Genomic DNA, 25,627 nt, shown 5'->3' with positions numbered 1-25,627 from the left:
TTCCCTTGTTGAGTGATCTTTTGGTTTTTATTGGGCCACGGCGGTCTTGCCGCCCTGGTCAGGTGGTGCGCTTTGGGCACCCTTGGCCCCGAAACGGGGGCCATTCGGAGACAGCCGAAGCCCTGCGCGCAGGCGCGTGAAGGGCAAATCGGCTGGATTGAGGGGCATCGGCCCCGGCGCACAGGCGACAAGGATGTCGCGCGCGATGGGGGCAAAGTCTGCGCGGAAATGGGTGGAGCTTTTGACCACCAAGAGATCCATCTCTTCGGGTTGGATGCCGACAAAGCGGAACATCTCGCGGTCGGCCATCTGGGCGATGCGGCTGGTCACGACGACATGGACCCCGCCGATGCGCAGGCAGGCCGAAGGGCCGAGGTCCAGCGCCGTGCCGCCATAATAGGGGCCGGTCGCGCGCAGGGTTCCGTCGCAAAGATGCTGAACCGTCGCCTTCGTTTCAAACGGCGCGTCATCCGTGATGTCGGCATGTCCGCCAAGGCGCAAATTAACCTCGGCACCGACCCCGGCATGATGCGCCGCTTCGGCGGCGGCGGGGTCGACGATCAACCCGATGGCCGCGTTCTGGGCCTCGGCCTTGACGAGCGCGCGCAACATGCCCGTGGTGGCCGACACGCCGCCTGCGCCGGGGTTGTCTTGGGTGTCGGCGATGACCACAGGCCCACGCCCCGGCCCGGCGGCACGCGACAGCGCTTCGGCCACCGCCCTGTCGGGATCATAGGCCTTATTTTCCAAGAAGGCGGGCGCTGCCGCCTCATAGGCTGCGGCAAGCCTGTCGGCGGCGGCCTCCGCTGCGGTCTGCGTCTCGCCATAGGCCACGGCGACGGGGCCGCAATCGGGAATATCCGCCGCCGGGAAGCCCATGAACAGGCTGGCCGAGAGCGCCCCCGCGGCTTCACAGGCGGCGACCCCCTCATAAAGCTCACGCCCCGGCGACATTTCGGTCGATTGAAACGGGATCGGCACCAAATATGACATCTGGCGAAAGGCTTTGGCCGGGCGCTGGCCGGCCGTCATGATCCGGTCGAGCTGGCGGGCCGCGGCAGCGCCGGTATCGGCCATGTCCACATGCGGATAGGTGCGAAATCCGACGAGCACATCGACATTCGCAACGAAATCTTCAGAGATATTGCCGTGCAGATCAAGCGCCGTGGCGATGGGCACATCCGGCCCCACGACCGCACGCAAACGGCGGACAAGCTCCCCTTCCCCGTCGTCGAGATGCTCCGCCACCATGGCGCCGTGCAGGTCCAGAAAGACCCCGTCGAGCGGCCCGGCTTGCCGAATGCCTTCGATGATCTCACCCGCAATCGTCTCATAGGCGTCGCGGCTGACATGGGCCGAGGGGATCGCCCCCGCCCAGAGGATCGGCACGATGTCCCAACCCTGCGCTTGGCCCACCCGCAGGGCGCCCGCCATGCCAAGGTTGACCTCTTCGAAGGCGGGCAACATCGCCGCGCCGCGCACCATGGGGACATAGCCACCGCCCAGCTGGAAAGCCTGCATATCCGCCGGATTGGGGGCGAATGTGTTTGTCTCGTGCAGAAAGCCCGCAACAGCTACGCGCATTCCAGAACCACTTTCCAAACCTGTCTCCTTCGCCTTCTCGGCCCGGTCATCCGCGGGGCCACGCCCATTGTGTATCGCATTGCAATACAGCTATAGTGCACAGCAAGCGTAAGCGGCGCTTTAACGATTCGTCAACTACAGGCCATTTATGAGTAGATTTTTCCGTGAAGACGCCCCGCAGGCGGCGCAGAATCAGGCAGAGGACGACCGTTTGTTCGTCCGGGCGGCAGATCGCGCAATGCAGGTGCTGGGCGCCTTTCACAACGCGACCGGGCCGATGACCCTTTCCGACATCGCCAAGACCGCAGGCATCGACCGATCCGCGGCGCAACGGCTGGTCCATACGCTCACCAAACTCGGCTATATCCGGCGCAGCGGGGATGACCGGGGCTACCTGCCGGGGATCCGCCTGCTCGATCACACGCTTGACCTGCTGCGGCTCGACCCCGTGGTGCAGAAAGCCACGCCGGTCCTGCTGGAACTGCGCAAATCCCTGCGCGAGCGGGTCGATCTCAGCCTCTATGACGAGACGCGCCTGATCTATGCCCTGCGCATGCAAAGCAAACGCGAGACCTTTTTCGCCACCCTCGTGGGCCATAGCGTGCCGACCTTCTGCACCGCGGGCGGGCGTGCCGCGCTGGCACAGCTTCCCGATGACGCGGCGCGCGAAATCCTCACCCGCGCGCCCTTGCACCCTTTCACCGCCAGCACCAAGACCGACCCCGAAGCGATCATGGCCGAGCTTAGCATCGCCCGCGCAAACCGCTTTGCCGTGGTCTGCGATGAATATGCCTTGGGCGAGGTCGCGGTGGGCGTCGCCATCACCGACCGGAACGGCGCGCCTCTCAGCGCGATACATCTCGCAGGCTCCCTCTCGGAATACACGCCGGAGGAATTTGTCGCCAAGGCTGCCCCCCTCGCCATAGAGGCCGCCAGCGCCATCATGGCCGGGTGACCGCTGAAAGCCTCGAATATAGCCAGCCGCACCGCCGACAACGCATTTCGCCGCGAATTTACTTGCGTTGCTAAATTCTTTCTCCGAAGTTCGCGACATCAGGGCGCGGATGCGGCTTTGAAAACGACTGATTGAAAGGAACCGGAATGACCGACAGTAAACCGCTTTGGCAATGGGACGCGCAGGAAATCGCAAGCGCGACCCGCGCAGGAAAACTCTCGGCGGTTGAAGCGACCGAGGCGGCGATTGCCCGCATGGAAGAGGTCAATCCGGCTTTGAACGCGGTGGTCGAGACCCTCGCCGATGAGGCCCGCGCCGAGGCTGCCGCCCTCGACAAAAGCGACGCGCCCAAAGGGCCGCTGCATGGTGTTCCGGTCACGATCAAGATCAACGTCGACCAAAAGGGCCATGCCACAAGCAACGGCGTGCCCGCCTTCAAAGACATCATCGCGCCCGAGGATGCGCCGGTGGTGCGCAACCTCAAACAGGCGGGCGCCATCGTGATCGGGCGCACCAACACGCCGGAGTTTTCCTTTCGCGCCGATACCGACAACCCGCTCTACGGGCGCACCCATAACCCTTGGGGGCAGCACCTTTCGGCGGGCGGCTCCTCCGGCGGGGCGGGGGCGGCTGTCATGGCCGGGATCGGCGCGCTGGCCCATGGCAACGACATCGGCGGCTCCTTACGTTTCCCGGCCTCGGCCAATGGTGCGGTGACGGTCAAGCCGGGGTTGGGCCGCGTGCCCGCCTACAACCCCAGCCAAAAGGCCGAGCGCGGTCTCTTGGCGCAATCCATGTCGGTGCAGGGGCTGATCGTGCGCAAGGCGGCGGACCTGCATCTGTCGATGCCCAGCCTGATCGCCGCAGATGCGCGCGACCCCTTCCATGTGCCGCTGCCTTGGCGCGGCGACGCCATCGAAGGCCCGATCCGCGTGGCCTTCACCCGCGATGACTTCGGCTTTGGCCTGCATCCGGATGTGGCCACCGCACTCGACAAAGCCGCCTCTGCCCTGTCCAACGCAGGCTACGCCGTCGAAGAGGTGGAACCGCCCCTTGCCTATGAAGCTGGCAAAAACGGCTATCGCGCCCTGATGGGTGAAGTCGAAGCGCTGATGGGCGAGGACATCCGTACCCATGGCTCCGACGATCTGAAGGCAATCTTTGAGGATTACTACGCCGAATACCCGCCCTTCAAAGGCACCGAACAGCTCGCGATGCTGGCCAAACGCACCCATTACGCGCGCGAATGGTCGCTGTTTCTTGAGGACTACCCCCTCGTGCTGACCCCTTTCATGTTCGCCCCCTTCTTCACCGCCGGGCGCGACACCGAAGGCCCGGAGGGCGTGCGCGAAGTCTTGGGCAAGGGGCTTTGGTCCTTCGTCATGAACTTCACCGGCCTGCCTGCGGGCAACATCCCCACGCATATCGCGGAACTGCCCCAAGGGCCGCAGCCCATCGGCGTGCAAATCGCAGGCCGCCGCTGGCGCGAGGACCTGATCGTTGACGCGATGGCCGCGATCGAAGGTGAGATTGCCCCGGTTTGCACGCGGCTGTGGGGGGCGTGAAGTAGCCTCAAAGTGTGACGCCGATGGCCCGCATCTACTGTGAGGCGGGCCATCGGCTAGCGATAACTCAGGCGGACGCGGGCGTCGTCCACAGCGGCTACGCGTCTTTGACCCCGTAGCTGCCCGCGAAAATCTCCTCAACCGGGGGATGAAACAACGTCCTGTCAGGATATTGCGCGACCATCCGGTCGAACTGCGCCTGCGCTTTGGCGTGATAGGCCATGTCGTCGACGCCGGGGATGACACCATCGCGCATGACGAACCGCCCTGCGATCATCACATCCGATACGTCGCGGCCTGAGCCGTTAAGCAGGATCGTCTGAATGGGGTCGATGCGCTGCCCGATGTCGGGGCTGTCCAGCCGGATGACGTTCAGGTCGGCGGCAGCCCCCGGGGCCAGCCGACCCAGATCCGCGCGGTTCAGCGCCGCAGCGCCGCCGAGGGTGGCGGCATCATAGAAGTCGGCGGCGCGGACGGCAGTCGGATCACCCTCCGCGATACGGGCGGTCATCACGCCCAGGGCCATGTTCTGGATCATGTCGGCGGGATGCGTATCGGTGCCCATACCGATGGGGACGCCAAGGTCGCGGAATCGTGCGAAGGACTGCATGATCTTGCCGCTACGGGCCATCACCAGCGGGCAATGGGCAAGAGCGGCACCGGAGGCCGTCAGGATTTCGAGATCAGGCGCGGCATGGGTGATGCCGTTGAGGCCCGACAGGAACAGCCCATGCGGCAGGATCGTGGACGGGGCGAAAAACTCGGTATCGCGCAGCAGTTCCAACGGGCTCTTGCCATGCTGTTGTAGCACCAGATCATATTCAAGCCGCGACTGGCAGCAATGCAGGCGGATCGGCACACCCAGATCGCGGGCAGCGGCACCGCTGCAGCGCAGAAGCTCGGGGGTGCAAGTCTCGATCCGGTCGGGGGCCAACATGGTGCGGATCAGCCCACCGTGGGTGTTTTCGTGCCGCGCGACAAAGGCTTCGGCCTCGCCCAGCCCCGCAAAGCCGCGTGGTTCATCATAGTGAAAACCGATTTGTCGATCTTCATTCACCACCAGATTGCCGCTGCGATAGGCGGGGCCGAGGTAGACCCGCAACCCGAGGTCCGCCGCCGCCTCTGCCGCGGCATCGAATTCCTCTGCCGTCTCGCCCCAAGCGCGGTAGAAGAGCGAGGCAATGGGCAGCGCCGTGGTGATGCCGTTGCGGATCAGCCGAGTGAAGGCATAGCGTTTCTGAAAGGCCAGTTCCTCGGGCGTGTACATCTCGCGCGGGCCTGCGGCCATGTAGCTCTCGGGCCAGACGCGGCCCTTCAACTCAGGCGGATGGTTGTCATAGCCCAGCACTGTGGTGTCGAGATCGGCCAGCGCGTCGAGGTCGATGAACCCCGGCCCGATCAGCGCCTCGCCGAAGTCGATGGTCTCGGCCACGTCGCCCGCGAAGTCATGGCCGACGTGCAGCACCTTTTCGCCTTCCACGACCACGGTGCCATTGCGGTAGAGGCAGTGTTGCCCGTCCTCATGCCCCACGACCCAAGCGGCGGTCAGGGCGCTGCGTTTCAAACGCTCTGCCATGTCGCCTCCGTCTCGCCGTTGCGGGCCGCGATCTGGCCGCCCGACAGGACCAAGCGGCGCGGCGGGCGTTGGGTGATGGCCTCCGAGACCGCTTCGACATCGACCAACACCAGATCGGCGCGGCAGCCTTCGGCGAGGCCGTAGCCCTCAAGCCCCATGACCCGCGCCCCTTCGGTGGTGCAGGTGTCGAGCGCCCAGCCAACCTCCACATCCGCGCGAAAATTGTTGCGCAGGCCGACGAGCATCGCGCGCTCCAACATGCAGGCGTTGCCGTAAGGGGTCCAAGTGTCGCGGATGCCGTCGTTGCCCGCGCAGATCGCGATGCCGCGCTCGCGGCAGGCGGCGACTGAGGGCACCGGGCGCGCAGCGGGCGCGGTGGTGGCCAGCGAGACATCCAGCGCCGCGATCCGGTCGAGCAGCCCCGCCACCCGCGCCTGATCCCCCATGCCGAGGCAGAAGGCATGGCTGACCGTCACCCTGCCCTGCATCGCCAGCGCCGCGGTCCGGTCGAGGATCATCTCAAGGCTAAACGCCCCCATCTCCCCCGGCTCGTGCAGGTGAATGTCAATCGGCTTGCCGTGTTTCTCTGCCAGTCCGAAGACCGCGTCGAGCTGCCCCTTGGGGTCACGGTCAACGCCGCAGGGGTCGAGCCCGCCGACGATATCAGCGCCCTCGCGCAGGGCTTCGTCCATCAGTTCCAGCGTGCCGGGGCGGATCATCAAGCCCGATTGCGGAAAGGCGACGATCTCGATCTGCATGACATCCGCATAGCGCGCCCGGGTGGCGGCCACGCCCCGGTGCAGGCTCAACCCATGTTCGGTGTCGATATCGACATGGCTGCGGATCGCCGTGGTGCCCTTGGACAGCGCCAGCGCCACCTGCCGTGCCGATTGCCGCTCTGCGTCCATGTCCAACTCGTGGCGCAACTTCCGCTCCGTGTCGATCATCTGTTGCAGGCTTTTGCCCTGCTGATGCGGATGCCAGGGCATGCCCCAGAGCGTCTTGTCGAGATGTGCATGCGCATCGACGAGGCCCGGCAGCGCCAGCGCGCCGCCGCAATCCTCAACGGAGACCTCCCCCGTCGGCGTGATCTTAGGCGCGATCTGCGCGATGCGCCCGCCCTCGATCAGCACATCGGCGGCATCCGCCCCCATGAGGCGGAGGTTCTTGAGCAGCAAAGGCTTGGTCATGTCTTGTCCTGTCTATCGTGTCAGAGGGGCGAGGCGCGCTTGCGGTGCGGCGGCTTGCTTGACGCGCGGCAGGGCATAGGCGCCGGTCTTGGCGGTCACCAGCCCGGTCGCGGCAAGGCCAGCGGCCATGCGGATGGCAAAGCCCACACCGTCGATCACCGGCACGCCCGCGTCGCGGCCCAATTGCTCCAAATGCGCGCTCATGCCCGCGCAGCCCAGCACCACGGCCTCGGCCCGGTCTTCCTCGACCGTCTGGCGGATCTTGCGGGCGATCAGCGGCAGGGTCTGCACCGGCGCATATTCGAGGTCGAGCACCGGAATGTCGGCAGCATGTACGGCGCAAAGCGCGCGGCCACAGCCGTAACGGTCGCCAAGGTCTTCGATGATCGGCACGGCGCGGGGCAAGGTGGTCACGACCGAAAAGCGTTTGGCGATCCGCCCGGCTGCAATGAGCGCGGCTTCGCACAGACCAATCACCGGTCCCTTGGCCACGGCCCGGGCGGCGTCGAGACCGGGATCGTCGAAACAGGCGATCACATGGGCCGCGGCCCCTGCCGCTTCGGCCTCAAGAATGGCGTCGAGCATGGCGGGCACGGCGCGGGCCTCATCGGCATAGCCTTCGATGCTGGGCGGCGTCGCCCGCGCGGTGGCGGCAACGACCTCGACCCCCGGCCCGGCTTGGGCGCGGGCGGTGCGGGCGATGGCCTCGGTCATGCCCGCGGTCGAGTTTGGATTGATCAGGTGAATTTTCATCAATTGGCTTTCTGTGTCACGCCAACCGGCGGCGTCTCGGGAACCTTGAGCTCGAACTGCCGGTCGGAGGTGATGTAATTGTCGGCATGCAGCCGCGCGATGGGCTGGTAATTCTCGGGCCGGACATAGCGGCCCGCCTCGTCAAGGCAGTTGTCGCGCACATGCATCTGCACGACACGGCCCAGAATGATCTCGCGCCGGGCATAGCGGATGGTCTCTTCGACCACGCATTCCATGGCGCAGGGGCTTTCCGCGATCCAGCCGCCGTCGATCTGGCTGGCGGGGGTCATGGTCAGCCCGGCGGTCGCAATCTCGTCCACGTCGGGCGCGTAGCTGATCCCGCAGGTGATCATCGCCTCGGCCAGCGCCATGTCGACCATATTGACGCAGAAGCTCTGACGCCGGTCGATGTTGGTGACCGTGTCTTTGATGCTGCCGTCGGGACGGCATTGGATGCCGAGGATCACGATCGGCGGCTCCTGCGAGAAGACGTTGAAAAAACTCATCGGCGCGGCATTGGGCACGCCATCGGCGCTCAACGTGGTGACCAGCGCGATGGGGCGCGGTGCCACGAAGCTCGACAGCAGCCGGTAGCGGTCGCGTTCTGGCAGGGTGGTGAAATCGAACTCCATCCCCCTACTCCGCCGCCAACCGAAGCCACGGCTTCAGCCGCCCCTCGTCCGCCGCATGGCAGGCCGACTTCTGCCCCCCCTCGCGCAGGTTGAGCGCGGGGGCCACGCTCCGGCAGGTATCATTCGCCATCGGGCAGCGCGGGTGAAAGGCACAACCGGGCGGTGGCGAGATCGGGTTCGGCACCTCCCCTGCCACGGGCGCACGCTCGGACCCGCCAACGGTCAGCTTCGGCACCGTTTCCATCAACAGACGCGTGTAGGGGTGTTGCGGGTTGCCGAAGATCTCCTCCTTCGGGCCGACCTCGACGATCTTGCCCAGATACATCACCGCCAGCACGTCGGCCATGTACCAGACCACCGCCAGATCATGGCTGATGAAGATGTAGCTCATGTTGAACTCGTCCTGCAGGTCCTTCATCAGATTGAGGATCTGGCTTTGCACACTCACATCCAACGCCGAGGTCGGCTCGTCGCAGATCAGCAGTTCGGGGCGTGTCGTAAGCGCCCGCGCGATTGACAGGCGCTGGCGTTGGCCGCCCGAGAATTCATGCGGGAATTTCTTGGCATCGGCGGGGTTCAGACCGACCTGGCTCAGCAGTTTTTCGACCTCGCGGGTGACCTCGGCCCGGGTCTTGCAGATGCCGAAGTTCTTGAGCGGCTCGCCGATGATGTCGCGCACCCGCCACCGCGGGTTGAGCGAGGCATAGGGGTCTTGAAAGATCATCTGCATCCGGCGGCGCAGGGCGGCGGGTTTGCCGGGAGGCATATGGGTGATGTCGTCCCCCTCAAAGCGGATCGTGCCGCCGCTGGGGCTGTGCAGCCCCATCAACAACCGCGCCACGGTGGATTTGCCGCAGCCCGACTCGCCCACCACGGCAAAGGTCTTGCCGCGCGGCACGTCGAAGCTGATGTCGTTCACCGCCGTCAGGATACGGCGCGGGCGGCGTTCCAGCAGCCGGTTGAGGAAGGGTTCGGACACGTCGAAGCGTTTCGAGATGTTCTGCACGCTGAGGATGTCGTCGGGTGTGATCTGCGGGGTCATGACGTTTCTCCGTAAAGGTGGCAGGCGACCTGCCCGGTGCCGGCGTCCTGCGGCGCGGGGCGGATGCTGTGGCAATGGTCCATCGCCCGGGGGCAGCGCGGCGCAAAGGCACAGCCGGGCGCGGGATTGCGCAACCCGGGCATGGCGCCTTCGATCTGCGTGAGCCGCCGGTCGCGGATGCCGATCTGCGGGATCGAAGCCATGAGCCCGCGGGTATAGGGGTGCAGCGGCTCTTCGATGACCTGTTTCACATCGCCGATCTCGACCAGCCGCCCGGCGTACATCACCGCAACGCGGTCCGCCGTCTCGGCGATCACGCCCATGTCGTGGGTCACCAGCACCACCGCCGTGCCGTTCTCGCGGCAGAGCCGCTTCAGCAGGGAAAGGATCTGCGCCTGCACGCTGACGTCGAGCGCCGTGGTCGGCTCATCCGCGATGATGAGCTTGGGCTCGGCGCAGAGCGCCAGCGCGATCACCACCCGCTGCCGCATCCCGCCCGAGAACTGGTGCGGATATTGGTCGAGCCGCGCCTCGGGGGCCGGGATGCCGACTTCGGCCAGCCAGTCGATGGCCCGCTGGCGGGCGGTCTTCTGGTCGAGCCCGAGATGCACACGCATCGTATCGATCAGTTGCTCGCCCACGGTATAGACCGGGTTGAGGCTGGCCAGCGGGTCTTGAAAGATCGCGCCGATCTCCTTGCCGCGAATGCGGCGCATCTTGTCGGCAGGCAGATTGTCGATCCGCGCGCCGCGCAGCCGCACCTCGCCCGAGCGGATCAGGCCGGGCGGTTCGATCAACCCGGTGATCGCCGCCCCCGTGATCGACTTGCCAGCGCCGGATTCACCGACCAGCCCGAGGATCTCGCCTTCGTCGAGGTCGAGGCTCAGCCCCTTGACGGCCTCCAGCGGACCGCGCCGGGTGGGGAATTCGACAACGATGTTGTCCAGTTCGAGAAGTGACATGGGATTACCTCAGCGCAGTTTGGGGTTGAGCGCATCGCGCAGCCAGTCGCCCAGCAGGTTGACCGCCAGCACAAGGATCGCCAGCGCCGCGGCGGGAAAGACGACGACCCACCAGATGCCCGAGAACAGAAACTCGTTGCCGATCTGGATCAACGTGCCGAGCGACGGCTGGGTGGGCGGCATGCCGACACCGAGAAAGCTCAGCGTCGCCTCGGTCAGCACCGCCATGCCGAGGTTGATCGTGGCGATGACCAGCACGGGCCCCAGCACATTGGGCAGGATATGTTTGATCATGATCGCCAGCTTGCCGGTGCCAAGCGTGCGCGCCGCCTCGATATACTCCTTGCGGCGCTCCACCATGGTCGAGCCGCGCACGGTACGGGCGTATTGCACCCAGTTGGTCAGCCCAATCGACAGGATCAGCACAATGAGCGCCGACTCGGCCTGCGCCGAACTTGGCAGCGCACCGCGCAGAATACCGTTGATCAAGAGCGCCACGAGGATCGGCGGAAAGCTTAGCAGCACATCGGCGATCCGCATCAGCACCGCATCGACGATCCCGCCGAGAAAGCCACCCAAAAGGCCAAGCGCCACGCCCATCACGGCGGCAAGGATCACGCTGGCGAAACCGACCAGCAGGGAAATCCGCATCCCGTACATGATCGACGAGAGCACGTCGCGGGCCTGCGTGTCGGTGCCAAGCAGGTAGGCGGCGCTGCCACCCTCGGCCCAAGCCGGGGGCAACTCACTGTCGAAAAGGTCCAGCTCGGCGATGTTGAACGGGTCCTGCGGCGCAAGGCTTGGGGCGAAGATCGCCGTGAGGAACATCGCCAGCAGCACCAGCGCCGAGATCACCGCCACCCGCGACTTGCGGAAGCTGTAGGTGATATCGCTGTCCCAGAAGGCGTAAAGCATGGGCATGAAGTTTGACATGGGGGAACCTCCTCAGACGCCGCGCGCGGGCGTTCTTTCGGCCCGCAGGCGCGGGTCGGCGACGTTGTACAAAAGGTCGACCAGCGTGTTGATGACGACGAAGATGAAGGACACCAGCACCAGATAGGCGGCCATCACGGGGACATCGGTGAAGTTCACCGCTTGGATGAACAGGAAGCCCATCCCCGGCCATTGAAAGACCGTCTCGGTGATGATGGCAAAGGCGATGAGCCCGCCCAGTTGCAAACCAAAGATCGTCATCACCGGGATAAGCGTGTTCTTCAGCGCGTATTTGAAATGCAGCATGCGGTTCGGGATGCCGCGCGCCTTGGCGAACTTGATGTAATCCGCGCGCAGCACCTCCAGCATCTCGGCCCGCACCAGCCGCATGATCAGCGTCATCTGGAACAGCGCCAGCATGATCGCGGGCAGGATCAGCGCCTTGAGGCCCGATACCGTCACGAACCCCGTGGTCCACCAGCCGAGATCGACCACCTTGCCGCGCCCAAAGCTTGGCAGCCATCCCAACGAAACCGAGAAGACGAGGATTAGCAGAATGCCGGTGACGAAGGTGGGCACAGAGATCCCTAGGAGCGAGATCACCTGCAACCCTTGGCTCAGCCAACCGCGCGGGTTGAGGGCGGTGTAGATGCCCAAGGGCACCCCAAGCGCCAGCGCCAGACCGGCGGCGACCAGCACCAGCTCGGCGGTGGCGGGAAAGCGTTCGGCCAGAAGGTCCGAGACGGGGCGGTTGTTGCGATAGGACTGACCAAAGTCGCCCTGTGCCGCATCTGCGATGAAACGCCCGTATTGCACCAGAACGGGGTCGTTGAGCCCCAGTTTCTCGCGCATCTCGGCGCGGTCCTGCACGGTGGCGTCTTCGGGCAGAAGGTTGGAGATTGGGTCACCCAGAAAGCGGAACATCAGAAAGGCGATCGAGGCGACGACGAGCATCACCAGCGCGGCCTGTATGATGCGGCGGATAAGAAAGGCGAACATGCTGGCCTCCGGCTGGCAAGGTTATCGGTGGGCGGGCGTGGGGAGGGGCGCCCGCCCGGGGGCAGGTTACTCGATACGGGCGAGCCAGAGGCGCGGTTTGTCATCCGCGGTCTGGGGGATCTTCACCGCATCGCGCGCGGCCCACGACAGGGGCTGGGCGTGCAGCGGCAACCATGCCACTTCTTGATCGGCGATGCGGAAGGCTTCGACCATCATCTCCATCCGCTTTTCGGCATCCAGCTCGGTCGCCACGGCCTTGGTCAGACGGTCAACCTCGGGGTTGGAGTAGCCGCCGGGGTTCCATGTGCCCATCTGCCCTTCGGGCGTGTGCAGCATGGCCGACAGCACCGAGAAGCCGTCGAGCATCGGCAGCGTGGCCCAGCCCAGCATGAACATGTCGGTCTCATTGGCGCGGGCGCGCTCGAAGTGGATCGCCTTGGTCTCTGCCGTGAGGTCTGCCTTGACGCCGACGCGGGCAAACATCGCCGCCAGCGCCTGACAGATCGCCGCGTCGTTGACGTAGCGGTCATTGGGGCAGTTCATGTTCAGGCTGAAGCCTTCGGGGTATCCGGCATCGGCCAGCATCTGCTTGGCCTTTTCGGGATCATAGGCGGGGATTTCATCGACCCCTTCGTCAAAGCCCGGCACCTGCGGGGCCACCAAACCGCCGAGGTTGCGGGATTTGCCGCGCATGATCTTGTCGCGCAGCAGGTCATAGCTGATGGCATGAACCAGCGCCTGACGAACCTCGACCTTTTGCAGCGGGTTGTCGTCTTGGTTGGGGTTGTTCGACGTGTCGGACATGTTGATGCCCATCATGATCGCGCGCAGGCCCGGCGCTTCGAGCACATGCATGCCCTCGGTCGCCTCGATCCGCTTGGCGTCTTGCAAGGGCGAGGGCACGATCATGTCCAGCTCGCCCGAGAGCATTGCCGCCACGCGGGTCGCATCGGAGTTGATCGGGTTCAACTCGATCCGGGTCAGGTTGTGCTGCGGCTCGTCCCACCAATCCTCGTTCACGGTCAGCACGGTCTGCGCGTCCGGGGTGCGGGATTCAAAGCGGAAGGGGCCGGTGCCATTGGCGTTGGAGGTGGTGTAGCCCTCTTCGCCTTTCTGAGCGTCGATCGGGTCAAGCGCATCATGTTCTTCGAGCCAGCCGCTGTCGAAAATCAGCACATTGGTCAGGAAGTTGTTCAAAAGCGGGTTCGGGCCGTCGAGCATCAGATCGACGGTCATCTCATCGACCATCTTGGCATCGACCAGACCGGCGATATTGCCGCGAATGGGGGAATCTTCATGTGCCGCCCGTTTGACCGAGGCCACCACGTCTTCGGCTGAGAAATCCTGCCCGTCGTGGAACTTGATCCCCTCGCGCAGCTTGTAGCGCACGGTGGTCTCATCGATCTGCTCCCAACTGGTGGCGAGCGCCGGTTCGATCTTGAGGTCCGCGTCATAGCGGACCAGCGCCTCATAGACGTGGTTCAAGAAAGAGACGGTGAAACTGTCGGTCATCGAATGTGGGTCGAGACCGTAGAGGTCGCCATTGGTGCCAAGGCGGAAGGTCTCACCCTGCGCCATGCCAGCGCAGCTGAGCGCCAGAGCCGAGGTAAATAGAAATTTGCGCGGTGTCATTGTTATCTCCCTGTTCGTGCCGCCCTGCGAGCACAGCGGACCTGCATCACAGCGACTAAAGCTAGGCTGGCATGATTCCATTTTTCTGTCTACAATTATTGTCAACAATCTGTGCTGACATTAATTGCTTGCACTTTATCGGGCGTTTCGACGACTATTGAGGCAGATTTAGTAAATAAAGATTTGAGGGGGGCCGGTAGGTGACAGGAGCAAAGCTCACGGAGAAGCAGATCTATGAACGGATCTGGAAATCCATCGCCGAACGTCGCCTGCCGCCCGGCACGCGATTGAAAGAGGAACGGCTGTGCGAAATTTTCGGCGCCAGCCGTCCGCGCATTCGCCGGGCATTGGACCAACTGACCCATGACGGGTTGGTCAGCCACATCCCGAACCGCGGCGCCTTTGTCACCACACCATCGGTCGACGAAGCCCGCGATGTCTTTTTCACCCGCCGCGTCGTGGAACGCGGCGTGATCGAAGCGCTGAAGAAACACGGCGCGCAAGAGAAACTGGCCGCCTTGGAAGCCCATATCGCCGAAGAACGCGAAGCGCTGGCGGCAGGGGATACGGCGCGTATCATCCGGCTCTCGGGTGCCTTTCATATGCTGCTGGCCGAACTCGCCGCCTCTCCCCTCTTGGCCGATATCCTGCGCGACCTCGTCTCAAAAAGCACCTTGGTCACGGCCGTGTTCAAACCGAAATGCGATACGCAATGCGGCCCGGACGAACATGCCGCCATCGTGGCGGCCCTCGCCGCCGGGGATTTCGACACCGCGATGACAGAGATGGAGGCCCATCTTCTGGAAGCGGAACGCACTTTGAAACTTGAAGCCTCGCAAGACGGCGCTGCGGCGCAGGACGATGTCCTCGGGGCCGCGTTGAACGAGGACCTGTAATGACCAGCCATGCGATCACCCACACCACCGCGATCACGATGGACGCGGAGCGACGTGTCATCGACGATGCCACCGTGCTGTTCGAAAACGACCGCATCACCGCCGTCGGCCCTGCAGGCGATGTGCCCCTCCCCGACACCGCCGAGGTGATCGACGGGCGCGATATGATCACCCTGCCGGGGCTGATCGACAGCCATGCCCACGCGGGCCACGGGCTGACGCGCAACCTGGGCGGCGGCGATGGCGATGCGTGGTTTCAGGCCTGCGAGATGATCTACACCCGCGGCTCCACCCCCGCATTCTGGCAGGCCGAAGCCCGGCTTTCGGGGCTTGAGCGGCTGAAGGCGGGGATCACCACCTGCACGATGCTGCTTGGCGGCGGGGCAGATCATTACCGTACCGATACGGTCGAAGCGGGCAATCTGCATTGCGATGCCACGCGCGAGATTGGCATCCGAACGATGCTCGCCGCGGGCCTGAACCGCCGCCCCTTCCCCAAGCCCTACCGCAGTCTGGACCTTGACCGGGAGGTCAGCCTGTCCTTCGAGGATCAGCTGGAGGTCTGCGCTGAACTCGCGCAAACCAACGGGGATTTCCTGAACGATGGCGCGGGGGTCTGCCTCATCATGCCGGTCTATTCGCCCGAGGACTTTGCGCAGGCCCCCGAGGACATCCGCGCGATGTGCCGCGCCGCGATGGACCTGCGTGCAAAACATGGGCTGCTGTTCACTCAGGATGGGCACCGGTCCGGCTCCATCGCGCTGGCCGAAAACCTCGGCATTCTCGGCCCATGGGCCTATCTGTCCCATTCGGTCGACCTCACCCCCGAGGATATGGACGCGGCCAAACGCAGTGGCGCGTCGATCGTTCACAACCCCTCGGCGATCATGTCGGTTCTGGGCCGCTGCCCCGCGCCCGAACTGCGCGAAATGGGGGTGAACGTCGCCCTCGGCTCGGACGCCGCAGCGCCGGACCGGGGCTATGACATGTTCCGCCACATGGCCCAATGCCTGCACTACCACCGCCGCCACTTCCGCGACCCGGAGGTGATGATGCCGCGTGATGTCTTGGAAATGTGCACCATCGACGCCGCCAAGGCGATTGGGATGGAGGCGGACCTCGGCTCGCTCGAACCGGGCAAAAAGGCGGATATCGTCATGCTCGACCGCCGCAAACCGCATCTCTACCCGCCAATGATGCCCCTGACCACGGTCGCGCAGTTCGCCAATGCGGCGGATGTGCATACGGTCATCGTAAATGGGGAAGTCCGCATGAGAGACCGCAAAACGGCGCTGGACGAAGCCGGCATACTCGATGCCGCTGCGGGAGAACTGAATGCAGCCCTCGCCCGCTGCGACCTGTCGCATCTTCTCGTAGAATAACGAAATTCACGCGCGGAACGGTAAAGGCGAGGGGTCACCCCCTCGCCTTCCCTTGCGTTCAGTCGGGCTTGGCGCCTTCCGTTTCACGGGCAACATTGCTGTTCCAGATCGTGTGATCGACGCCATCGCCAAGCTCGGCATATTCGGCGATCCTGAACATCGGCTCTTTCCCCGCCTTGCGCTGCGCGAAATAGTCGCGCGTGAGTTTGGCGACGGTCTTGGACAGGATCAGGATGGCGATCAGGTTGACCGTCGCCATCAGCGCCATAGAGGCATCGGCGAAGTTGAACACGGTCGTGACCGCCTGCAACGAGCCCCAGACCACCATCGCGATCACAAGCGCCTTCAGCACGAGAAGCGGGATCCGCTTGCCCATCCCAAGGAACTCCATCGCGTTCTCGGCATAGGAATAATTCCCGATGATCGAGGTAAAGGCGAAGAACAAGATGGCGATCCCGACGAAGATCGGGCCGAATGCGCCGATATGCTGCTCCAGAGCGATCTGGGTCAGCGCCATGCCGGTCGCCGCACCTTCGGAATAGTCGACCACGCCCGAGAGCAGGATCATCAGCGCCGTGGCCGTGCAGATCACCAGCGTATCGATAAAGACGCCAAGCCCCTGCACCAGCCCTTGACTGGACGGATGGTGCGGATCGGGCACCGCGACGGCGGCGATGTTCGGGGCCGAGCCCATGCCCGCCTCATTCGAGAACAGACCGCGCTTGACGCCGTTGAGCAGGGCCACCATGAAGCCCCCCGTAAAGCCGCCCGCCGCCGCTTCGAAACCAAAGGCTGATTTGACGATCAAGGCCAGCATGGCGGGCACATCGGCGATGTTCAAAACCACGACGAGCAGTGCCACGACGATATAGAGCCCGGCCATGGCAGGAACGATCTTTTCCGCGACCCGCGCGATGGATTTGATCCCGCCGAAGATGACGATGCCCGCAAAACCGCCGACGACAAGGCCGGTGACGAGTTTGGGAATGGCAAAGGCTTCCTCCATCGCGACGGAGATCGAGTTTGCCTGCACCGCCGAGAAGATCAGGCCGAAGCTGATGATAAGGCAGACCGAAAAGACATAGCCCATGGCGTTCGACCCGATGCCCCGGGACATGTAGAAGGCCGGCCCGCCACGGTATTGCCCATCCGCGTTCCGAACCTTGTAAAGCTGCGCCAAGGTTGATTCCGCATAGGCCGTCGCCATGCCGACGAGCGCCACAACCCACATCCAAAACACAGCCCCCGGCCCGCCGAGATAGATCGCCACGGCCACCCCGGCGAGGTTGCCCGTACCGACCCGGCTGGCGAGAGAGATCGTCAGCGCCTGAAATGGTGAAATGCCCGCGGCGGAAGTGTCACGCGAGGATCTGACGACGCGAAAGAATTCGGCGAAATGCCGGAATTGCAGGAAACCAGTGCGCCAAGTGAAGTAAAGCCCAACAGCCAGCAGGCCATATACGAGGACGTAGCCCCATAAGACGGTGTTCAGGAAATCGACGATTGCGGTCATATTCTTGTCCCCCTCGTTTGCATGTTCAACAACTAACGCGTCGGCAGACAAGGGAAAGCATTAAACCGAAATGAAAACGCCCGGCGGGCGTCAGTATCGATCGCCGCGGGGCTGTACGCCACCGCACGAAAATGGGGTGTTACCTGCTACGCGGTCAGATGAATAGTGGCGCAGGCCGAAGGGCGGGCGCATGGCCCGCGCAAGCAAGCGACCACCTTCCCACCTTGTAAAACTGTACCAAGTTTTTCCCGTCATGAGATTCTGGATATTTTTATCCAGCAATATTAATGCCTTAAAAGCAACCAAAAATATCAGAACTTTAAGTTCTTCCCGTAACAAACCTAAGTTTTCCCGCCTCTTTCGAATTCCCGAACAAAAAAAAGGGTCCGCAATGCGGACCCTTGGCAAAAATCGTTAAAAGGAGATCAGATGGCGCGGCGCGCGAAGACCTCCGAAGGAGAGAGGACGATAGCTGCCAACCCACTTTTGTCAGGCCGCCGGGTAGTCCCCCCGTTTTTGCGGGGACTTGGTCGTAGAATTTACGCGGTCATTCTCAGTTTCTGGGCGGGGGTCATTCCGCCGTTGCCCATGTTTGGGCGCTCGTTGTTGTAAGACCAGAGCCACTCGGTGGCAATCTGCTGCACCAGGTCGATGGTTTCGAAGATGTGGAGGTCCAGTCACTCGTGCCGGACCGTCCGGTTGTAGCGCTCGACATAAGCGTTCTGCTGCGGTTTCCCCGGCAGTATGTGGGCCAAGGCGATGCCCTTGTTTTCGGCCCATTCCATGAGGGTGCTGCTGATGTATTCTGGGCCGTTGTCGACTCGTATGGTTCGAGGCGCACCACGCCATTCGATGATCTGGTTCAGCGCCCTGACGACGCGTTCCGCGGGTAGCGAGAGGTCGACCTCGATACCCAGCCCTTCACGGTTGAAGTCGTCCAGGACATTCAGCAGCCGGAACTGGCGACCGTCCCCGAGGCGATCTGCCATGAAGTCCATGGACCAGACTTCGTTCGGCTGTTCTGGCACGACCAACTCGTCGGGCTTCTCCCGTTTCAGCCGTTTGCGCGGCTTGATCCTGAGGTTCAGCTCCAGCTCGCGGTAGATCCGGTAGACCCGCTTGTGGTTCCAGCCATGGCCCTGGACATTGCGCAGGTAGAGAAAGCATAGGCCGAAGCCCCAGGTCTTCTTCGCCTTCGTCAGCCCAAGCAGCAGGTCGGCGATCTGCTCGTTCTCATCGTCCAGCTTCGGGCTGTATCGGTAGCAGGTTTCGCTGACATCAAATGCCCGGCACGATGAGACCATTGATCGCCATTGGTTCGAGAACAATGGTCGAATGCGATGCTGACGCCCTTCATCGCCACCGCTTTCACGGCCAACTCTCGGCGTTGAGCTGGCCGCTTCATTTTTTTCCGAGCGCCTCCTTCAGCAGGTCGTTTTGCATGCTGACATCAGCAAACATACGCTTCAGGCGGCGGTTCTCCTCGGCCATCGCGTTCGTGGTGCGCTCGGACCAATGGCGCTTACCACTCACTCTCGCTGGTCAGGCTCGCATCCATACCGCCATATTTGGCCCGCCATTTGTAAAGCGTGGCACTGCTCATGCCATGTTCACGGCACAACTCGGCAGCAGGAACGCCGCCTTCCATCTGGCGCAGCACGCCCATGATCTGGGCCTCGGTAAAACGTGTCCTCTTCATCGGAATCTCCTCGTTCATCCTGCCGAGAAAATTCTACTTCCGCATCCCCTTAACATCGGGGGGGGATTACCGGGGGGACCTCCCCCCCGGTTTGAGGAGCCCTATAATGCCTTTACGAAGCGACCATCCTTCATGATCGCGTTGATGTGCTCCCCCCGCCCGTCAAGTGTTAATTGTCATTGAGAACTGACTGTCATCAGACGCTGGGCATTGCGTGACAAAATGCCGATACGCCAGATCGCCCGGCGGACGGGTTCGTCTCAAAATACGATCAAGAAGTATCTGCGCGAAGGCGCGGTTTGCTGGCATTTACTGCAGCTTTTGCGTCATAACTGACGCGGAGATCGTTTAAGGGCCACGCCACCGAACCCTGGGTGAATTACCCAGGGCTTGAGTAGCAGGGCAATTATTGGACCGAAATGGTGCGCTTCGATAAGATCGATGTTTTCACATCAGCTCAATACCAAGGGCTCTTCCGATGCAAATCGAAAATCGACTAAGAATTTCGCGAACCTGCGAACGCCAACCCGGCGGTTTTCTGGCCTCCACATGAAATCCAACGGGGCGAGCGGCTCGGTCAGCGGTGAACTAACTTCTTTCAGCGCGCCCATTTGAATATCAGCCAAGAACACACTACGCGGTAGCAACGCGGCATAACCACAAGACATCAAAAGATCACGGGTTAGACTGGGGATATGCACGTCGATCTGACAAAGCTTCAAGGACGGCCAGTCATGTAGTGCGGCCCTGCTTTCAAGCTTGCTTCGCGCGATTGAGCCCACCCTGTGCAGCATCCAAGTCGCCTCAGAAAGGTCGCGATCGCTTGGGCTTTTACAGGACGTAAGCGGGTGCGAAGGCGCGCAAACAGTGGTCAGCATATCATCGACCAGTTTAACGAATGACCACCCCTCTGGGGCCGCAGCCGGGGCACGCATAAGGATGAGATCGCAGTTATTGTCCAGCGCGTCGCTTATCGAGTTTCCATCGCGCAGCGGAACGATATGAAGCTGGGTGTCGGGGTGCGTGCGGCTGAACGCGGACAGCATGTTCTGAAGCACACCGCCTACGCCGGCAGGACTTGCCGCAATACGAACGACGCCACCTTTCTGCTCCATCTCGTTCGCTATCCGCTCGGCCGCATCCCCTAGAATTGACAGAATTTGCTGTGCAGCCGGCAGAAGCTCTGCTCCGGCAGTTGTAAGGGTTACGCCGCGCGCATGGCGCAGGAAAAGCTTCACATCCATCAGGCGTTCTAATTCAGCCACTGTTTGCGACACCGCTGGCTGTGTCATGTTCAGCTGAATTGCCGCTTTTCGCATACTGCCAAATTCTGCGAGACCAATCAGAATATGCATATGTCGAAATTTCGCGCGAAGCGTGAAACGGTTAAGCAAGGTGGATGCGTTCACGCTCATGATATGCGTTATCCTTATCGACTATTTTTGTAAGTTATCGCCTGCTAGGGGAGCCTTGCAAGGCAATCTGCGGTACAGCGGGTCATATTGAGATGGCACCCTGTCCATCCATAGGTTCGAGGAGAATGGTGTTGCGGAAGACCTTCGGTATTTTGATGTGTTGTATCTGTCTGCCGAGCGGAGGGTTGCTGGCTGATGTTGGTAAGACCAAAGAGGAATACGCCGCTCTCGGGCGCGCCGCTGCGAAGGCGGGATTTGAAGGGTATGCATCACTTTGCGATCTTGAAAGGCCCATCCGCAATGTGAATGTTAAACGCGAGCGCAAGCCGCGACCAAGCGGCAAAAATGCACAGCGGCGCCCGACCAATAGGTATGAGTTCAAACCCATCCCGGCCACCCAAGTTTTCGACAATCTTTGGTTTCTCGGCACGCCGTCTGTTACAACCTGGCTGTATGGCACGCCCGAAGGCTATCTACTGATCGACGGGCTGGGAACGGATGAAGATGCGCAAAAGCATGTATTGGGCGCCATGCAAGATGCCGGGCTTGACCCTTCGGCGATTGAAGCAATCTTGGTCACCCACGGGCATGGCGATCACTATGGCGGCGCTGACTACCTTTCTAAGACCCTCAATGTGCCGATATTGATGACACAGGCTGATTGGGCGCTCGTCGGCGGGCTTGGCGTACACCCGCGCTTCGGACCCGCGCCGGAACGGGATAAGACCGTCGAAGACGGGCAGATTTTGGAGTTCGGCAGCTCCTCACTTCAGGTTCATGTCACACCAGGCCATACGCCGGGGACGGTCTCGCCGATATTCACGGTCTACGATGGGGAAGACACGCATTCTGCGTTGCTATGGGGCGGGACCGGGTTTAACTTCGGCCCATTCATCGAAGTGTTCGAGGACTACGCTGCCTCAGCGCGAAAGATGCGCCGGCACGCTCAGCGTGCGGATGTAGAGGTTTTCATTTCCGGTCATCCGGGGCGGGACGGCACGGTTAACCGCCTCAAGGAACTGCGCAGCCGCGCGCCGGGCGAGCCCCATCCTTTCGTCAGGCAACATGAAGGCGAGTTGTTCGACGTCTTGGAGAACTGCGCGCTTGCGCAGGCAGAGCGGTTTCGTGCGTCGGACCACAACCGATAAGCAATCTCGATACCCTAGCCTCGCAAATGATGGCAGGGCCACGTCTCTGCTCTTGTCCGATTTTTGGTCCCCTAATAAACGATCCTTAACGGCCCAGGCAGTGCCACAGCGCACGCCCCCAGGCGACGCCTACAATCCAGGATAGAACTATGCGCATTTTCTCACGGGCTTCCCAAGCCCTGTTGTCCACCACAATCCTTTTGACCAATCCAAGCCTGGCGTCGGCGCAGAATGCCGAAAGCTACGATTTGGGGGCCTTGGTCCTGTCTGCCGCGGGGGTGGCTACAGATCCGCTTACGGCACCTGCCAGCATTACCGTCCTCACCGGCGCCGACCTCGAAGCGGAAAGCTACACCGATCTGACTGATGCTGTCGAAGACGAGGCAGGGGTATTTGTCGACAACAACGACAACATTACCTTCCGCGGACTGCGGGCAGAGGACACTTTGATTTTGATCGATGGGCAGCGGGTAAATACACGCCAGTCGCGCACGAATGGCTCTGGCGGGATGGATCAGCTTTATGTTCCGCCCGCTTCGGCAATTGACCGCATTGAGGTCGTGCGCGGGCCGATGTCCTCGCTTTATGGATCAGAAGCGCTTGGCGGGGTGGTAAATATCATCACCAAACCGGTAGCCGAAGCTTGGACAGGCTCGCTGACTTTTGAAACTTTGGTCCCCGAAAGCTCGGAAGATCGGCGTTCGAACCAAGCCTCATTCTATTTCAGCGGTCCGTTGGTTCGGGATACCGTTGGGCTCAAACTCTGGGGGCGTACGCTGGGGCGCAATAGCAGCACTGATATCGACAGCAGCGACCGGGACCTAACTGATATCAACGCCGTTCTGAATTGGGCCATTGCGCCGGATCATGAACTTTCGCTAAGCTATGGACGCTCGGATACGACCAACGAAGACGAAGGGCTGCGCGGCTCGACAATCGTCTCAACCCTGCGCGATGATGAGCGCGAAACGCTTGGCTTAGGCTATGACGGGCGCCTAGGCGGATGGGACGTGGCAGCCCTATTGGCACGTGAGCAGGCAGAGCGGGCCACGCCCACCTCGTCGGTTGGGCGTATCATCGACTTTGAAACAACGACATTTGACATCAAAGCCTCACAAGAATTGGAGTGGCATGGCCTGCATCAATTCACGATTGGGGGGCAGTATCTGCGCTCTGACCTGACCGACCTGAATCTGGGGTCCACGAACACCAGTCAGCGGTTTGAATTCAGCAATGCTCAAAGCTCATTGTTTGTCGAAGATATCTGGTCCGTTACAGAGCGTTTCGATTTGACGCTAGGCGCCCGTTACACGGAAGACGAACGCTTTGGCGGCAAACTGACGCCGCGGGTTTGGGGGTCGTATGAACTCGCCTCGGGCCTTTACGTCAACGGGGGTATTTCCGGAGGATACAAGACACCGGAACTGCGGGATGCGAATGAAAACTACTACCTGCCGACAAACGGCAGTCGGAGTGGAGACGCAATCCAAGGCAATCCAGATCTCAAGGCCGAGAGCAGCAAGAACTACGAGCTTGGCCTGCGCTTTGATAACGGTCAGACCAAAGTCTTAGCTACGATGTTTCAGATTGATTTCGACGACAAGATCGACAGCCAACTCGTGACCGTAGGTGGTGCTCCGCAGGGGGGTGATCTTTACCGCTATGTAAACGTCGACAATGTGCGCAACCGGGGGCTTGAATTCATCGCCGGGCACTTTCTGACCAAGGATCTTGAGCTTAGTGGCAGTGTTACCCTGCTTGACTCCGAACAGCGCAGCGGTGTATTCGCAGGGCAACCTTTGAACCGCACGCCTGAGACCCAAGCCAAGCTCCGTCTTGATTGGCAGTCGCCTTTGCCAGAACTCGCACTTTGGGGCACGGCGAATTACATCGGCTCATCTTCGTCAGCTTCGCAAGACAGGTCCGGCGCGGTGGTTGTTAGCAACTATGATAGCTACGCCACGCTTGATATCGGCGCCAACTACAGGGTGAATGACCGGGTCAATCTCAGCGGCGCGATCTATAATCTTACAGATCGCGACATCAACAGTGAGGACCATGGCAAAACCCAGAACGGCAGGACGTTCTGGGTCAGCTTAACGACAAAGTTCTAGGCGAGACCGTAGCAAGGCTGTGCAGGGGTTAATCGCCCCCCTGCGCAGCCGGGCTTGGAGCTCCACGCCCCTTCTGCATCACCGCCAAAACGAGGGCGAGCCCCAGACCGATGGCATCAGTCAACCAGCCGCCCGCAATCATCGTAAGGCCAGCCACAATCAGAACCGCCCTGACTGCATTACCTGCGAGGCCGAAGAACCAGCCTTGCACAGCGCAGGACAGTAGGTAGACGCCGATGATCGCCGTGACCGAGATATGGAAAATCTCAAACGCGTTGCCCTGTAACAGCATGGCGGGCGAGTAGAAGAACATATAAGGCACGACAAAGGCTGCGAGACCGATCTTGAAGCTCTCAAAGCTGGTGCGGATAGGGTTCGATCCCGCTAAGGCTGATCCCGCATAGGCGGCAAGGGCAACAGGGGGTGTGATCGCGCTCATGACAGCAAAGTAGAAGATGAAAAGATGCGCGGTCAACGGTGCGACGCCAAGGTTTATGACCCCCGGCGCGATGACACTGGCGGCAACGGCATAGGCTGCTGTCGTTGGCATTCCCATGCCGAGGATGATCGAAACTACCATAGCAAAAAACAGCGCAAGGATCTGACTTTGATCGGCCAAGGTCAGCAGTACCGTCGAAAAGCGCGAACCAATGCCCGTGAGCGCAATCACACCCACGATAATTCCCGCTGTGGCGCAGACAGCCACCAATTGCAGTACCATGCGCGCGCCGCTGTCGAGCGCTTGGAACAATTGTCGTGGCCCCATGCGATGGGGCGTCAACCACGATACTACTGCCGCCGTGATCATCGCCAAAGTGCCACAGCGGATGACTGAATACCCCGCGAACAAAGCGTAAATCAGCACCAAGATCGGCATAAAGAGATAGACCTGCCGGATCAATTTGCCGAGCTTTGGCAGTTGATCTCGTGGAAGGCCCTGCATACCCGACCGTTTGGCTGCAAGGTCCACCATGAAATAGACCGAAATAAAGTACAGCACGGCGGGAATGATCGCGGCATAGACAATCTCCATATAGGAAATGCCGGTAATTTCAGCCATGATAAAGGCGCCCGCTCCCATGATCGGCGGCATGATCTGCCCTCCGGTGGAAGCTGCCGCTTCGACCGCAGCAGAGGTCTGGGGTTTGTAGCCGACCTTCTTCATCATCGGAATAGTAAGAGATCCCGTTGCCACGACGTTGCCCGCCGAGGTGCCATTGATCATGCCCATCAGTCCCGAGGCAAAGATTGCAACTTTTGCGGGTCCGCCACGCCGATGGCCGGCGGCCGCGAATGCAAGGTTGACGAAGTACTCCCCAACGCGGGTTGTCTGCAAAAAAGCCGCGAAAACCACAAACAGAATGATATATGTCGAAGAGATTGCAATTGGTGCGCCCAATACGCCGTTATCGGTAAAGATGTAGGAGAAGAAACGCTTTACGTCATAGCCCCGATGCTCGAAAATTCCGGGCAGCCATGGCCCGGCGAACGCGTAAGCAACAAAGACGCCAGCAATGAACACAAGCGCCAGCCCAGCGACACGGCGGGTCAGTTCAATAATGAGCTACCCCCGGAAATTCGGACACTGACATAAGCTACGATTTGCAGTCTGCTGATCTTCGACGAGAAGGAGATCA

General features: G+C 61.8%; 19 protein-coding genes and 2 pseudogenes. 7 read left to right on the top strand and 14 right to left on the bottom strand.

Annotated elements, in window-relative coordinates:
* Nucleotides 1-27: 27 nt before the first annotated feature.
* Nucleotides 28-1,584, bottom strand: a complete 1,557-nt coding sequence (locus ACGYLQ_RS15875; protein ID WP_394443786.1) for a M81 family metallopeptidase — start codon at nucleotides 1,582-1,584, stop codon at nucleotides 28-30.
* 148 nt (nucleotides 1,585-1,732) lie between these two features.
* Here ACGYLQ_RS15875 and ACGYLQ_RS15870 point away from each other — a divergent pair, with 148 nt between their 5' ends.
* A complete protein-coding gene (locus ACGYLQ_RS15870; protein WP_394443784.1) occupies nucleotides 1,733-2,539 on the top strand; it encodes an IclR family transcriptional regulator in 807 nt (268 codons plus the stop codon).
* A 146-nt stretch (nucleotides 2,540-2,685) separates the two neighbouring features.
* A complete protein-coding gene (locus ACGYLQ_RS15865; RefSeq protein WP_394443783.1) occupies nucleotides 2,686-4,104 on the top strand; it encodes an amidase in 1,419 nt (472 codons plus the stop codon).
* 97 nt (nucleotides 4,105-4,201) lie between these two features.
* On the opposite strand, the gene ACGYLQ_RS15860 is transcribed toward ACGYLQ_RS15865, so the two are convergent.
* From ACGYLQ_RS15860 to ACGYLQ_RS15820, 9 genes are all read right to left on the bottom strand, one after another.
* Nucleotides 4,202-5,680: a chlorohydrolase family protein gene (locus tag ACGYLQ_RS15860; protein ID WP_394443782.1), complete on the bottom strand. Its 1,479-nt coding sequence runs from the start codon at nucleotides 5,678-5,680 to the stop codon at nucleotides 4,202-4,204.
* A complete protein-coding gene (locus tag ACGYLQ_RS15855) occupies nucleotides 5,665-6,870 on the bottom strand; it encodes an amidohydrolase family protein (protein WP_394443781.1) in 1,206 nt (401 codons plus the stop codon). The genes ACGYLQ_RS15860 and ACGYLQ_RS15855 overlap by 16 nt, the downstream gene beginning before the upstream one ends.
* 12 nt (nucleotides 6,871-6,882) lie before the next feature.
* The gene (locus tag ACGYLQ_RS15850) at nucleotides 6,883-7,623 is read right to left on the bottom strand and encodes an aspartate/glutamate racemase family protein (protein WP_394443779.1); all 741 of its coding nucleotides are present in this window, start codon (nucleotides 7,621-7,623) and stop codon (nucleotides 6,883-6,885) included.
* On the bottom strand, nucleotides 7,623-8,255 hold the full coding sequence (locus tag ACGYLQ_RS15845) for a flavin reductase family protein (RefSeq protein ID WP_168613626.1): 633 nt from the start codon (nucleotides 8,253-8,255) through the stop codon (nucleotides 7,623-7,625). Before ACGYLQ_RS15845 ends, ACGYLQ_RS15850 begins: the two co-directional genes overlap by 1 nt.
* 4 nt (nucleotides 8,256-8,259) lie before the next feature.
* Entirely contained in the window at nucleotides 8,260-9,297 is a 1,038-nt protein-coding gene (locus tag ACGYLQ_RS15840; RefSeq protein WP_394443778.1) for an ABC transporter ATP-binding protein, read from the bottom strand.
* Entirely contained in the window at nucleotides 9,294-10,259 is a 966-nt protein-coding gene (locus ACGYLQ_RS15835) for an ABC transporter ATP-binding protein (protein ID WP_394443777.1), read from the bottom strand. The genes ACGYLQ_RS15840 and ACGYLQ_RS15835 overlap by 4 nt, the downstream gene beginning before the upstream one ends.
* A 9-nt stretch (nucleotides 10,260-10,268) precedes the next feature.
* Nucleotides 10,269-11,192, bottom strand: a complete 924-nt coding sequence (locus tag ACGYLQ_RS15830) for an ABC transporter permease (RefSeq protein WP_168613040.1) — start codon at nucleotides 11,190-11,192, stop codon at nucleotides 10,269-10,271.
* Between the two features lie 12 nt (nucleotides 11,193-11,204).
* The gene (locus tag ACGYLQ_RS15825; protein WP_394443776.1) at nucleotides 11,205-12,191 is read right to left on the bottom strand and encodes an ABC transporter permease; all 987 of its coding nucleotides are present in this window, start codon (nucleotides 12,189-12,191) and stop codon (nucleotides 11,205-11,207) included.
* A gap of 66 nt (nucleotides 12,192-12,257) precedes the next feature.
* Nucleotides 12,258-13,823 (bottom strand): ABC transporter substrate-binding protein, encoded by a 1,566-nt coding sequence (locus ACGYLQ_RS15820; RefSeq protein WP_394443775.1) that lies wholly within the window; start codon nucleotides 13,821-13,823, stop codon nucleotides 12,258-12,260.
* 200 nt (nucleotides 13,824-14,023) lie between these two features.
* Between ACGYLQ_RS15820 and ACGYLQ_RS15815 the strand changes: the two genes are divergently transcribed.
* Both ACGYLQ_RS15815 and ACGYLQ_RS15810 read left to right on the top strand, forming a co-directional pair.
* On the top strand, nucleotides 14,024-14,719 hold the full coding sequence (locus tag ACGYLQ_RS15815) for a GntR family transcriptional regulator (RefSeq protein WP_394443774.1): 696 nt from the start codon (nucleotides 14,024-14,026) through the stop codon (nucleotides 14,717-14,719).
* The gene (locus ACGYLQ_RS15810) at nucleotides 14,719-16,101 is read left to right on the top strand and encodes an amidohydrolase family protein (RefSeq protein ID WP_394443773.1); all 1,383 of its coding nucleotides are present in this window, start codon (nucleotides 14,719-14,721) and stop codon (nucleotides 16,099-16,101) included. Before ACGYLQ_RS15815 ends, ACGYLQ_RS15810 begins: the two co-directional genes overlap by 1 nt.
* Nucleotides 16,102-16,159: 58 nt before the next feature.
* Here the strand turns inward: ACGYLQ_RS15810 and ACGYLQ_RS15805 are convergent, their stop codons facing one another.
* The gene (locus tag ACGYLQ_RS15805; RefSeq protein WP_394443772.1) at nucleotides 16,160-17,614 is read right to left on the bottom strand and encodes an alanine/glycine:cation symporter family protein; all 1,455 of its coding nucleotides are present in this window, start codon (nucleotides 17,612-17,614) and stop codon (nucleotides 16,160-16,162) included.
* Between the two features lie 539 nt (nucleotides 17,615-18,153).
* Nucleotides 18,154-19,313, bottom strand: a pseudogene (locus tag ACGYLQ_RS15800) (IS3 family transposase).
* Between the two features lie 222 nt (nucleotides 19,314-19,535).
* On the opposite strand from ACGYLQ_RS15800, the pseudogene ACGYLQ_RS15795 reads away from it, so the two are divergent.
* Nucleotides 19,536-19,610: pseudogene (locus ACGYLQ_RS15795) on the top strand (hypothetical protein); the annotation flags it as partial.
* 155 nt (nucleotides 19,611-19,765) lie between these two features.
* Here ACGYLQ_RS15795 and ACGYLQ_RS15790 read toward each other — a convergent pair.
* On the bottom strand, nucleotides 19,766-20,728 hold the full coding sequence (locus ACGYLQ_RS15790) for a LysR family transcriptional regulator (RefSeq protein WP_394443771.1): 963 nt from the start codon (nucleotides 20,726-20,728) through the stop codon (nucleotides 19,766-19,768).
* A gap of 131 nt (nucleotides 20,729-20,859) precedes the next feature.
* Here ACGYLQ_RS15790 and ACGYLQ_RS15785 point away from each other — a divergent pair, with 131 nt between their 5' ends.
* Both ACGYLQ_RS15785 and ACGYLQ_RS15780 read left to right on the top strand, forming a co-directional pair.
* The gene (locus ACGYLQ_RS15785) at nucleotides 20,860-21,876 is read left to right on the top strand and encodes an MBL fold metallo-hydrolase (RefSeq protein WP_394443770.1); all 1,017 of its coding nucleotides are present in this window, start codon (nucleotides 20,860-20,862) and stop codon (nucleotides 21,874-21,876) included.
* Nucleotides 21,877-22,025: 149 nt separating this feature from the next.
* Nucleotides 22,026-23,990 carry a TonB-dependent receptor domain-containing protein gene (locus tag ACGYLQ_RS15780; protein WP_394443769.1) on the top strand — a complete coding sequence of 655 codons (1,965 nt, stop codon included), beginning with the start codon at nucleotides 22,026-22,028 and terminating at the stop codon, nucleotides 23,988-23,990.
* A 28-nt stretch (nucleotides 23,991-24,018) separates the two neighbouring features.
* On the opposite strand, the gene ACGYLQ_RS15775 is transcribed toward ACGYLQ_RS15780, so the two are convergent.
* The gene (locus ACGYLQ_RS15775) at nucleotides 24,019-25,512 is read right to left on the bottom strand and encodes a TRAP transporter permease (protein ID WP_394443768.1); all 1,494 of its coding nucleotides are present in this window, start codon (nucleotides 25,510-25,512) and stop codon (nucleotides 24,019-24,021) included.
* Between the last annotated feature and the right edge of the window lie 115 nt (nucleotides 25,513-25,627).

The organism is Sulfitobacter sp. 1A12779, assembly GCF_043557315.1.
Lineage (GTDB): Bacteria > Pseudomonadota > Alphaproteobacteria > Rhodobacterales > Rhodobacteraceae > Sulfitobacter > Sulfitobacter faviae.
Note: the sequence above shows the minus strand (reverse complement) of the source record. Positions and strands in the feature narration are given on the sequence as shown.

Bases quoted from the DNA above. Each gene is read 5' to 3' on its own strand.
- ACGYLQ_RS15825 (WP_394443776.1), bottom strand. From the start codon at position 12,191: ATGTTCGCCTTTCTTATCCGCCGCATCATACAGGCCGCGCTGGTGATG.
- ACGYLQ_RS15850 (WP_394443779.1), bottom strand. From the start codon at position 7,623: ATGAAAATTCACCTGATCAATCCAAACTCGACCGCGGGCATGACCGAG.
- ACGYLQ_RS15865 (WP_394443783.1), top strand. From the start codon at position 2,686: ATGACCGACAGTAAACCGCTTTGGCAATGGGACGCGCAGGAAATCGCA.
- ACGYLQ_RS15840 (WP_394443778.1), bottom strand. From the start codon at position 9,297: ATGACCCCGCAGATCACACCCGACGACATCCTCAGCGTGCAGAACATC.
- ACGYLQ_RS15835 (WP_394443777.1), bottom strand. From the start codon at position 10,259: ATGTCACTTCTCGAACTGGACAACATCGTTGTCGAATTCCCCACCCGG.
- ACGYLQ_RS15845 (WP_168613626.1), bottom strand. From the start codon at position 8,255: ATGGAGTTCGATTTCACCACCCTGCCAGAACGCGACCGCTACCGGCTG.
- ACGYLQ_RS15875 (WP_394443786.1), bottom strand. From the start codon at position 1,584: ATGCGCGTAGCTGTTGCGGGCTTTCTGCACGAGACAAACACATTCGCC.
- ACGYLQ_RS15820 (WP_394443775.1), bottom strand. From the start codon at position 13,823: ATGACACCGCGCAAATTTCTATTTACCTCGGCTCTGGCGCTCAGCTGC.
- ACGYLQ_RS15870 (WP_394443784.1), top strand. From the start codon at position 1,733: ATGAGTAGATTTTTCCGTGAAGACGCCCCGCAGGCGGCGCAGAATCAG.
- ACGYLQ_RS15830 (WP_168613040.1), bottom strand. From the start codon at position 11,192: ATGTCAAACTTCATGCCCATGCTTTACGCCTTCTGGGACAGCGATATC.
- ACGYLQ_RS15810 (WP_394443773.1), top strand. From the start codon at position 14,719: ATGACCAGCCATGCGATCACCCACACCACCGCGATCACGATGGACGCG.
- ACGYLQ_RS15860 (WP_394443782.1), bottom strand. From the start codon at position 5,680: ATGGCAGAGCGTTTGAAACGCAGCGCCCTGACCGCCGCTTGGGTCGTG.
- ACGYLQ_RS15805 (WP_394443772.1), bottom strand. From the start codon at position 17,614: ATGACCGCAATCGTCGATTTCCTGAACACCGTCTTATGGGGCTACGTC.
- ACGYLQ_RS15855 (WP_394443781.1), bottom strand. From the start codon at position 6,870: ATGACCAAGCCTTTGCTGCTCAAGAACCTCCGCCTCATGGGGGCGGAT.
- ACGYLQ_RS15790 (WP_394443771.1), bottom strand. From the start codon at position 20,728: ATGAGCGTGAACGCATCCACCTTGCTTAACCGTTTCACGCTTCGCGCG.
- ACGYLQ_RS15780 (WP_394443769.1), top strand. From the start codon at position 22,026: ATGCGCATTTTCTCACGGGCTTCCCAAGCCCTGTTGTCCACCACAATC.